The organism is Chryseobacterium sp. 2TAF14 (assembly GCF_052115105.1).
GTDB lineage: Bacteria > Bacteroidota > Bacteroidia > Flavobacteriales > Weeksellaceae > Chryseobacterium.
Genome location: NZ_JBFRGA010000338.1, coordinates 1 through 911 on the forward strand (window position 1 = coordinate 1; position 911 = coordinate 911).

Consider the following 911-nt stretch of genomic DNA (forward strand, 5'->3'; position numbering starts at 1 on the left):
CCCCAAAACCGGTCTTCCATTCTTCCTGCGTGTTTTTCCCAGGCTCTTTGCGCAATGGTAATTTCATTGTTAAAAGGTTTTTCACAAGCTTGAATCAGCAAACTTTTCAAAGGTGGAATCGCATTTTCATCCCGCAAACTTGCCGAAGTCAGTCTTTGTCCCAAAATATTCAGCCAAAGTTCAAAAGGAATTTCCTCCAGTTGCTGAACTTTAATTTCATCTGAATATTCCAATTCTAAAATATGGGTAAATATATTAAAGCTTTGGTTACAATCAATCTGTATTTCTTCATTAAAAAAAGGCAAATCCCAGTTTAAAGTCTGCGCTTTAAACTTATGGATATTTTCATCTAAACTTTGCAAATGTTCTTCTGCTAAAATTGAATGATATTTTTCTTTCCAGTCTTTTGAAAATAATGGAATGTACTGTTGAAATAAACTCATGCTTTTTTATTTTTAAACACTAATAGCGCAAATCTTTTCACAAATATCACAATAAATTATTTGTGTTTTTTCGTGTGAAAACATTTGTGTAACTTGTGTTTAAATTACACCATTTTGACAAGATTAACGGAAAGTTTTTCTTCAATCATTAAATATGAAATAAGATTAAACCAGTTTTTACAATGATCTAAAACCCATGCATCAGAAGAAATAAGAATTTCGGCATTTTCAACTAAAAATTTATCCGGATTAAATTCCAGTTCAACATCCCAGTTGAGACTTTTTTCTTTAGCAAAATTTAAAATCATTTCTTTGATCCGTCCACTGTTTGAAACAGGCTGATTAAAAACCCAGATCAGTTTTTCCGACTGAGATTTCTGAAAAATGACTCAACCAATTCAATCGCTTTTTGAGTTTGGTTGACTCTTTTATAAGTTCCAATGAACACCGGAAAGATCACGGTAACAC

Annotated in this window: 2 protein-coding genes; both read right to left on the reverse strand. The window is 31.9% G+C overall.

Going from position 1 to position 911, the window contains the following annotated elements; all coding sequences use genetic code 11:
- A partial coding sequence (locus tag AB4Y90_RS18065) for a hypothetical protein (protein WP_441558941.1) occupies nt 1–443 on the reverse strand: 443 nt, incomplete at its 3' end.
- Nucleotides 444–547: 104 nt separating this feature from the next.
- Entirely contained in the window at nt 548–829 is a 282-nt protein-coding gene (locus AB4Y90_RS18070; protein WP_441558942.1) for a DUF5616 domain-containing protein, read from the reverse strand.
- Nucleotides 830–911 lie beyond the last annotated feature (82 nt).